The 5,561-nt window shown below is 74.1% G+C and carries 7 protein-coding genes and 1 other RNA gene; 6 read left to right on the top strand and 2 right to left on the bottom strand.

All coding sequences use genetic code 11. The features are described from left to right. Positions 1 to 227 precede the first annotated feature (227 nt). The 4 genes from E4P40_RS25840 to E4P40_RS25825 are packed head-to-tail and all read left to right on the top strand — an operon-like array spanning position 228 to position 3,424. Positions 228 to 1,064, top strand: coding sequence for a Nif3-like dinuclear metal center hexameric protein (locus tag E4P40_RS25840; protein WP_135161186.1), 837 nt, complete (start codon positions 228 to 230; stop codon positions 1,062 to 1,064). 9 nt (positions 1,065 to 1,073) lie between these two features. Next, positions 1,074 to 1,814, top strand: coding sequence for a C4-type zinc ribbon domain-containing protein (locus tag E4P40_RS25835; protein ID WP_135161185.1), 741 nt, complete (start codon positions 1,074 to 1,076; stop codon positions 1,812 to 1,814). Positions 1,815 to 1,860: 46 nt separating this feature from the next. Further along, the gene (locus E4P40_RS25830; RefSeq protein ID WP_135161184.1) at positions 1,861 to 2,955 is read left to right on the top strand and encodes a bifunctional RNase H/acid phosphatase; all 1,095 of its coding nucleotides are present in this window, start codon (positions 1,861 to 1,863) and stop codon (positions 2,953 to 2,955) included. 1 nt (position 2,956) lies between these two features. Then, complete coding sequence (locus tag E4P40_RS25825; RefSeq protein WP_135161183.1) at positions 2,957 to 3,424, top strand: GNAT family N-acetyltransferase; 468 nt, start codon at positions 2,957 to 2,959, stop codon at positions 3,422 to 3,424. Here the strand turns inward: E4P40_RS25825 and E4P40_RS25820 are convergent. Then, a complete protein-coding gene (locus E4P40_RS25820; protein ID WP_135161182.1) occupies positions 3,403 to 4,158 on the bottom strand; it encodes a sulfite exporter TauE/SafE family protein in 756 nt (251 codons plus the stop codon). The two genes, E4P40_RS25825 and E4P40_RS25820, sit on opposite strands and share 22 nt — an antisense overlap. Positions 4,159 to 4,230: 72 nt before the next feature. Between E4P40_RS25820 and E4P40_RS25815 the strand changes: the two genes are divergently transcribed. Further along, on the top strand, positions 4,231 to 4,950 hold the full coding sequence (locus tag E4P40_RS25815) for a PIG-L deacetylase family protein (protein WP_135161181.1): 720 nt from the start codon (positions 4,231 to 4,233) through the stop codon (positions 4,948 to 4,950). 10 nt (positions 4,951 to 4,960) lie between these two features. Here the strand turns inward: E4P40_RS25815 and E4P40_RS25810 are convergent, their stop codons facing one another. Continuing rightward, positions 4,961 to 5,173, bottom strand: coding sequence for a hypothetical protein (locus E4P40_RS25810; protein WP_135161180.1), 213 nt, complete (start codon positions 5,171 to 5,173; stop codon positions 4,961 to 4,963). A 76-nt stretch (positions 5,174 to 5,249) separates the two neighbouring features. Between E4P40_RS25810 and rnpB the strand changes: the two genes are divergently transcribed. Beyond that, positions 5,250 to 5,561, top strand: an RNA gene (rnpB, locus tag E4P40_RS25805) — RNase P RNA component class A; the annotation flags it as partial.

Here is a 5,561-nt window from a genome sequence, read left to right as displayed (position 1 = left end):
CCGGCTGCACCCCGCCCTCGACCGCGACCGCGACGGCGAGCGGGGCGGGCACGGTCACGGCGAAGCGGACCACATCCCGCCAGGGGATCGGCGGAGCAGTGGTGCGGACCAGCTCCTCGAGCCAGGCCGGGGCGCGGAGCCCGCGTTCCCGAGCCCCGCGGTCCGCCACGCGGAGAGCTTGTCATCGCCGTGCCCGTGCGCCGGAGCAGGGACCTACAGTCCGTCCCGTGTCCGTGCCCCTGCGCGAGGTGGTCGCCGCCCTCGATGCCCGCTACGACCCCGCCCTCGCCGAGAGCTGGGACGCCGTCGGGCTGGTCTGCGGCGATCCGGAGGAACAGGTCGGCTCGGTGGTGTTCGCCGTCGACCCGACGTCCGCCGTCGTCGACGAGGTCATCGACAGCGGCGCCGGCCTGCTGGTCACCCACCACCCGCTGCTGCTCACACCTGTGCACGGGGTGCCCGCGGACGACCCGAAGGGCCGGCTCGTGCACCGGCTCATCCGGGCCGGGGCGGGGCTGTTCGTCGCGCACACCAACGCCGACCGGGCCGCCGACTCCGGCGTGAACGACGCGCTGGCCGCCGTCCTCGGGCTGCGGGACGCCGTCCCGCTGGAGCCGACCGCGGACGGCCCGCGCGCCGGCCTGGGCCGGGTCGGGGAGCTCGCCGAGCCCACGACGTTGCGGGGGTTCGCCGCGCTGGCCGCCGCCGTCCTGCCGGCCACGGTGGGCGGGGTCCGCGCGGCGGGGGACCCGGACCGGGTGGTGCGGCGGGTGGCCGTGTGCGGTGGCAGTGGCGGGTCGCTGACCAGCGCGGCGGCGGCCGCGGGCGCCGACGTGTTCCTCACCAGCGACCTCAAGCACCACGCGGTCTCCGACGCGGGGGAGTCGAGTGGACCGGCCCTCTGCGACGTAGCACATTTCGCCACCGAGTGGCCCTGGCTGCCGGTCGCGGCGGACGTACTGCGCCGCGACCTGTCCGGGCGGGTGGAGACGACCGTCTCACGGCGGGGGACCGACCCCTGGACGTGGCACGAGGGGTCCGACGGGGCTCCGGCCGCCCGGTAGGTTGGCTGCGTGAAGGCCGACCACTTCGAGCAGCAGAAGCTCCTGGACCTCGCCGCCGAGGACGTCGCGCTGACGCAGCTGACGCACCGCGCACGCACCTTGCCCGAGGTCGCCGCTGTCGCGGCCGCCGAGGAGGCCGAGCGGACCTTCTCCGCCGACGTCGTGCGCGCCGAGACCGAGGTGCGCGACCTGGGCCGCGAGGTGAAGCGGCTGGAGTCCGACGTGGAGACGGTGCGCGCCCGGGAGGACAAGGACCAGCGGCTGCTCGACTCCGGCACCGTGGCGCCCAAGGAGATGACCAACCTCCAGCACGAGCTCGAGTCGCTGAAGCGGCGCCAGTCGGACCTGGAGGACCAGGAGCTCGAGCTCATGGAGCGCCTGGAGGTCGCCGAGAAGGCCCTAGCGGCCGCGCAGCAGGGGCTGGACAGGGCGAGGGAGGACCGGGAGCGCGCCGAGCAGCAGCGTGACGACGCCCTCGCCGACATCGCCGACCAGACCGCGCGGCACGAGGCGGCGCGCGCGGAGGTGGCGGGCGGGCTGTCGCAGCCGCTGCTGACCCTCTACGACCGCATCCGCACCCAGACCGGGACGACGGGGGCGGCGCTGCTCAAGGCCCGCTCGTGCCAGGGCTGCCGGATCGAGTTCTACGGCTCGCAGCTGGCCGCCGTCCGCACCGCCGACCCGCACGAGGTCGTGCGCTGCGAGAACTGCGGCCGGATCCTGGTGCGGACCGCCGAGTCGGGCCTGTGACCGCTCGAGGCGCCATTTCCCCGGACATGGCACCGGGGACCCGGTCGTGAGCCGCCGCTTCATCGTCGAGGCGGACGGCGGCTCGCGGGGCAACCCCGGGCCGGCCGGCTACGGGGCGCTGGTGCGGGACGCCGACACCGGCCGGCTGCTCGCCGAGCGGGCGGCGTCCGTGGGGCGGGCGACCAACAACGTGGCCGAGTACGGCGGCCTGGTCGCCGGGCTGCAGGCGGCCCTGGACCTGGACCCGACGGCCGAGGTCGAGGTGCGGATGGACTCCAAGCTCGTCGTCGAGCAGATGTCGGGCCGTTGGCAGGTCAAGCACCCGGACATGCGGCAGCTCGCCCGGCAGGCGCAGCAGATCGCCCGGCAGCTGGGCTCGGTGCGCTACACGTGGGTGCCGCGGGCGCAGAACGGCGCCGCCGACGCGCTGGCCAACAGCGCGATGGACGGCAAGCCGATCCACCGGGACTCCGCCGCCGAGCCCGTCGTCCTCGAGGACGACGTCCAGCCGACCTTGGAACCGGCTCCGGTCGTCACCACGGTCACGCACCTGCTGCGGCACGGGCAGACCGAGCACACCCCGGAACGCCGGTTCAGCGGCCGCAACGACCTAGCGCTGTCGCGGACCGGGCGGGCGGAGGCCGAGGCTGCAGCGGTTCGGGCCACGGCTCTGGGGGTCGAGGTCGTGATCGCGTCATCCCTGCGGCGGACCCGCGAGACCGCGGAGATCGTGGCAGGCGTCCTCGGACTGCCGGTCGCGTTCGACCAGGACCTGGTCGAGCTCGACTTCGGCGACCTGGAGGGGCTGACCTTCGACGAGGCCGCCGCGAAGCACCCGCTGGCCGCCCGCCGCTTCATGTCGGACGTGACCGTGTCCGCGCCGGGCGGGGAGTCGATCGCCGACGTCAGCACGCGGGTGTCGCGGGCGCGCCGGCGGATCCTGTCGGAGCACGCCGGGCGGACCGTGCTGGTCGTCAGCCACGTGACGCCGATCAAGCTGCTGCTGACCGCCGGGCTCGCGGTCGGCGACGAGGCCGTGCACCGGGTGTTCCTGGAGGCGGCGTCGCTGTGCACGGTGACCTGGTCGTCGGACGGCCGTTCGTCGGTGCGCGCGGTGAACGACACCGCCCACCTGCGCTGACATGCGCGTCCGCCGGATCGCGACGGACGATCTCGCGGGTATCGGCTGGCTGGACGACGGGACGCATGCCGGGATCGAGGCGGCGGTCGCCGCAGGTACGGAACGGGCACTCGTCCTGGTCGCCGTCGACGACGCCGATGCGGTCGTCGGAGTGGTCGCCGTGGACCTCCCGCCGTGGCGCGGGCGCACGCTGCCGTGGCTGTGGCTGCTCGACGTCCGTCCCGAGCGCCGCGGCGGGGTGGGCACTGCTCTGCTGAGCGGGGCGCACGGGCAGCTGGCCGAGCTCGGGCACCGGGCCGTCGAGCTGAGCGTCGACGACGCCAATCCCCGCGCCGCCGCGCTGTACCTGCGGACCGGTTACGTCGGCGTGGGACGGGGGGCGGATCCGGGCGTCGGGGGACCGGAACCCTGGACGCGGATGCGGCTCCAGCTGGCGATGGAGCCGGCTCAGACCCGCAGGAACAGGTAGACCGAGACCGCCACCCCGAAGGTGACGATCAGGATCCGCAGCGGCGTCGTGGGGATGCGGGCGGCGACGCGGGCACCGAGGAAGCCGCCGACCAGGCTCGCCGGCGCGGCGACCGCGACCACCAGCCAGTCGACGGGGCCGAACAGGGCGAAGATCAGCAGCGAGATGGTCGCGGTGACGGCCGACAGCGCGGACTTCAGCGCGTTGGACAGCTTCAGGTCGTGCAGGGCGACACCGAGGACGCCGACCAGGATCACGCCGAGCGCGCCGCCGAAGTAGCCGCCGTAGACGGTGGCGAGGAAGAGCGCGAGATACAGCCAGGCGGGGTCGCGGCGTGCGCCGTCGTCCCCGGTTCGTTGGAGGTTCCTCGTCAGCAATGGCTGGATCGCCAGCAGCAGGCTGGCCAGCAGTACCAGCACCGGGACGACGACGTCGAACGCCTCCGACGGCGTGGTCAGCAGCAGGACGCCGCCCGCTGTCCCGCCGAGGAGGGCGACGGCGCCGAAGCGGATCAGCCGGGCACGCTGGCCCTCGTACTCCTTGCGGAAGCCCACGACACCGCCGAGGTAGCCGGGCCATTGGACGACGGAGTTGGTGACGTTCGCGGGGACCGTGCCGAGGCCAAGCGCGACCAGCGTGGGGAAGAGGATCAGCGAGCCGCCGCCGGCGATCGAGTTGATCCCACCGGCGAGCAGGGCCACCCCCGCCGCGATGAGCAGGTCGACGGCGGACACGGGCCGCGAGCCTACGTGCCGGCCGCGCGCGAGTCGGTCGTGCCGGGCCGGGAACGACGGCACACTCCGCTCATGCCGACCTCGCCCATGCCCGCCGACTGGCAGCGCGCCCTCGTCGTCGCCGCCCACCCCGACGACATCGAGTACGGCCTTGCCGCCGCGGTCGCCGTCTGGACCGCCGCCGGCAAGGAGGTGCACTACCTCCTGGCCACCCGGGGCGAGGCCGGGATGGCCGGCGTCCCGCCGGCCGAGGCCGGCCCCATCCGCGAGGACGAGGAGCGGCGATCGGCCGCCGTCGTCGGTGTCACCGAGGTGGAGTTCCTCGACCACCGGGACGGCGTGCTGGTGGCAGGGCCGGAGCTGCGGCGCGACCTGGCGGCGGCGATCCGGCGGCATCGGCCCGACATGATCGTGACCGGCTACTTCGGCGCCACGTGGACGCCGCCCGGCGTCTCGCCCGCCTACGTGAACTCCGCCGACCACCGGGCGCTCGGCCAGTGCGTGATCGACGCGGTGGCGGACGCGTCCAACGAGTGGATCTTCCCCGAGCTGACCGAGCCGCGGTGGAGCGGCGTGCAGTACATCGCCGTCTCGGAGATGACGGACCCGCCGCACGAGGTGGACGTCAGCGACACCGTCGAGCTGGCCGTCTCGTCGCTGGCCGAGCACAAGCGCTACCTGGAACTGCTCTCCGACGACCCGGTCGACATGCAGGCACGTCAGGTCGTCGACATGTCGACACTCAAGGAGGACGGCGGTCGTCGAGTGGGCTTCCGCCTCTTCTGGGGCTGAGCCGTGAGGCTCAGGGCAGGTCGCCGCGTCGATGCGCCCACGCGTAGAACGCGAGCGCCGGCCACACGAGGAGGAGGACGGCGAGCAGGATCAAGCCGGATTCCTGCCAACCCATGCCCATCGCGGCGGCGAGACCGGCCACGGCGAACACCACCAGGAGCAGTGCGGTCCGGCCGCCGAGAGCCGGCTGCGGGTCGGTGCCGGCGTCGGGAAGCTCCGTCATGACGGCACGCTAGCGCCGATCGGGGGCGCGGGCGCCTGCTCGCGGGTGTCGTTACCTAGGATGGGTCCACGACGGACGAGTCGGCCGGGCGGTCGCGTCGGCGGGGAGACCCGCCGCCGAGGAACGTCCGGGCTCCACAGGGCAGGGTGGTCGCTAACGGCGACCCGGGGTGACCCGCGGGACAGTGCCACAGAGAACAGACCGCCAGCGGCTCGCCGCTGGTAAGGGTGAAACGGCGGTGTAAGAGACCACCGCACACCGGGTGACCGGTGTGGCTCGGTAAACCCCACCCGGAGCAAGGTCAAGAAAGGACGGCGGTTCGCCGCCGTCCCGCGCAGGCGTTCGAGGGCGGCCCGCCCGATGCCTGCGGGTAGACCGCTGGAGCCTG

The organism is Blastococcus sp. CT_GayMR20, from assembly GCF_004570345.1.
Note: the sequence above shows the minus strand (reverse complement) of the source record. Positions and strands in the feature narration are given on the sequence as shown.